This window comes from Flavobacterium sp. (assembly GCF_043756175.1).
Classification (GTDB): domain Bacteria; phylum Bacteroidota; class Bacteroidia; order Flavobacteriales; family Flavobacteriaceae; genus Flavobacterium.
The window spans coordinates 1-3061 of record NZ_JAYURN010000146.1; the positions used below are offsets into that span (position 1 = coordinate 1).

General features: G+C 34.0%; 3 protein-coding genes. All 3 read left to right on the forward strand.

What is annotated here, in order from left to right; genetic code table 11:
• A partial coding sequence (locus ACH2BP_RS11285) for a transketolase C-terminal domain-containing protein (protein ID WP_395059946.1) occupies window positions 1-2062 on the forward strand: 2062 nt, incomplete at its 5' end.
• A gap of 135 nt (window positions 2063-2197) precedes the next feature.
• The gene (locus ACH2BP_RS11290) at window positions 2198-2461 is read left to right on the forward strand and encodes a hypothetical protein (protein WP_395059948.1); all 264 of its coding nucleotides are present in this window, start codon (window positions 2198-2200) and stop codon (window positions 2459-2461) included.
• Window positions 2462-2560: 99 nt separating this feature from the next.
• Window positions 2561-3061, forward strand: a 501-nt coding sequence (locus tag ACH2BP_RS11295; RefSeq protein WP_395059950.1) for a peptidoglycan DD-metalloendopeptidase family protein, incomplete at its 3' end; no start/stop codon positions are given.

A 3061-nucleotide genomic window follows, 5' to 3' on the forward strand; every position in this document is an offset into this window, starting at 1 on the left:
CTTTGCGACACACAGTTTGAATGCAGACGGAACTTGGAAAGATTTAACAAAACAAAAAAATTCAAGTGCAGATATTTCTCCAACAGCCGGGCAAATGCCTAGGTTGCTAGGTCTAGCACAAGCCTCAAAAATATATAGAGAAGTTTCAGGTATAAAAAACGCAAGTAATTTCTCTGATAAAGGGAATGAAATTGCATGGGGAACGATAGGAAATGCCAGCACATCTGAAGGGTTATTTTTTGAAACCATAAATGCTGCAGGTGTTTTACAAGTACCGATGGTAATGAGTGTATGGGATGATGAATACGGTATCTCAGTACATGCAAGACATCAAACTACCAAGGAAAATATTTCTGAAATCCTAAAAGGATATCAAAAAGAAGAAGATACTAACGGATTTGAAATCCTGAGAGTAAAAGGATGGGATTATGTTGACTTAGTTGCAACTTATGAAAAAGCAGCGGCGATATCGAGAGAAAATCATGTTCCAGTTTTAATACATGTAAACGAACTTACACAACCACAGGGTCATTCTAGTTCAGGATCCCATGAAAGATACAAAGATGCAGCGAGATTAGCCTGGGAGAAAGATTTTGATTGTATTCGCCAAATGAAACTATGGATGATAGCCATTAATATTGCCTCTCCAGAAGAAATTGAAGCCATTGATCAGGAAGCCAGAAAAGAAGTATTGGAAGGAAAAAAAGCAGCTTGGAGTGCTTTTTTGAACCCTATTATTGAAGAACAGAAAGAACTTATTTCTTTGTTGCAAAAAGTAGCGGAAACTAGTAAAAATAAAGAAACAATTTTAAAATTCGTTTCTGAATTAAGTAGTAATAAATCTCCTTTGAAAAAAGAAATTCTTGTTGCGGCCAGAAAAACATTGCGATTAGTGATGAATGAAGCCGGAAAAGAGGAATTATCGCAATGGATAACTTCATATACTAAAAAAACACAGAAAAACTTTAGTAGTAACTTATTTTCTGAAACGGAATTGAATGTATTTTCAGTAGAGAAAGTTTTACCTGAATATTCAGAAAATGCGAAAGAAGATACGGATGGACGCATGATTTTGCGTGATAATTTTGATGCTATTTTTACTAAATATCCAGAAACATTGATTTTTGGAGAAGATGCTGGAAATATTGGTGATGTAAATCAAGGTTTAGAAGGAATGCAAGAAAAATACGGAGAACTCCGTGTTGCCGATGTAGGAATTCGTGAAGCAACCATTCTCGGCCAAGGTATCGGGATGGCATTACGTGGTTTACGCCCAATTGCTGAAATTCAATATTTAGATTATTTGTTGTATGCCATCCAAATTATGAGTGATGATTTAGCAACATTAAGATATCGTACCGTAGGTAAACAAAAAGCGCCTTTAATCATACGCACACGTGGCCATCGTTTAGAAGGAATCTGGCATTCAGGATCTCCTATGGGAATGATTATAAATGCAGTGCGAGGAATTCACGTTTTGGTTCCAAGAAACATGACACAAGCTGCTGGTTTTTATAACAGTTTATTAGAATGTGATGAACCGGCTTTAGTAATCGAATGTTTGAATGGCTACCGATTAAAAGAAAAAATGCCGTTGAATTATGGTGAATTCAAAACCCCAATTGGTGTAGTCGAAACATTGAAAGAAGGAACAGATATTACCTTAGTTTCTTATGGTTCCACTTTGAGATTGGTACAACAAGCAGCCAAAGAATTGCTTGAAGTAGGTATTGATTGTGAGATTATCGATTTACAGTCTTTACTGCCATTTGATATCAACCAAGATGTAGTAAAAAGTATTGCCAAAACGAACCGTCTTTTAGTAATTGACGAAGATGTACCAGGTGGTGCCTCCGCTTATATCTTACAACAAATTGTAGAGCAACAAGATGCCTATAATTATTTAGACAGTAAACCGCAAACTTTAACCTCTAAAGCACACAGACCTGCTTATGGAACAGATGGCGATTATTTCTCTAAACCTTCCACTGAAGATATTTTTGAAAAAGTATACGGAATGATGAATGAGGTAAATCCAGTTAAATATCCAAGTTTGTATTAATACATAATTTTTTAAAAATTGAAATCCCAACTTGAAGTTGGGATTTTTTTTTGATTAATAATTAATCACTTGTTTATAAAAGAATAAAATATTAAATTGGTAATTAATTAGTCAATAACCATAATAATAAATAATATGAAAAAAATAACACTGCTTTTAGGAATACTTTCGATTATGACAATTGTTTCCTGCAAGAAAAAAGACGACAAACCCATGAATCCGCAGGTTGAAACAACTACCGTGACAACTCCCGCCGCTCCAACTCCTTCAAAACAAGTGAAAGACAGTTCGTCAATAATAGTTGGAACTAATGGCGTAAATGTTACTACTAAAAGTGGCACTACTAAAACTAGTGTAAATGTTTCTGGTGGTACAGCAAAAATTGAGGTAAAAAAATAACATTCAGATATTCTCTTAATTAAAAGTTATAATGCCAATGTAAATTTTTTATGTTGGCATTTTTTATTTTATTTTAAGGTTTATTACAAATAATGCAAAATGAGCACATTAGAAACTATCTTAAAAAATATTGAAAACGTCAAAGTAATCGATGATTCTGTTGATAACAAATACTATACTCCTTTGGATTTATCCGTGTCAAATAGTTTTTTTTCAAAACAAGAAATTAGCACATCGGCTGATTTTGAAGAATTTATTGAAAAATATTTAGCTAAAGAAAATTCAAAAGTAGCTTTTGGTGGTTACAACGAAGAACGCAATTTATACAAGCGAAGCACGGTATTCAATGACGCTGAAACAGCTGAAAGAAATATTCACATCGGGTTAGATTTATGGATAAAAGCCGGAACTCCTGTCCTGGCGGCACTTGATGGAACAATTCATAGTTTTAAACACAATGTAGGGTTGGGGGATTATGGACCAACTATTATTTTAGAACACAAAATAGAAAGTCACACTTTTTATACACTATATGGACACCTTTCATTAGAAAGCATTGCTGAAATTGAAGTTGGCACTAATTTCAAAAAAGGACAACAA

What these genes read in the sequence shown, in the direction of transcription:
- ACH2BP_RS11290 (WP_395059948.1), top strand. Translation starts at nt 2,198, where the DNA reads ATGAAAAAAATAACACTGCTTTTAGGAATACTTTCGATTATGACAATT.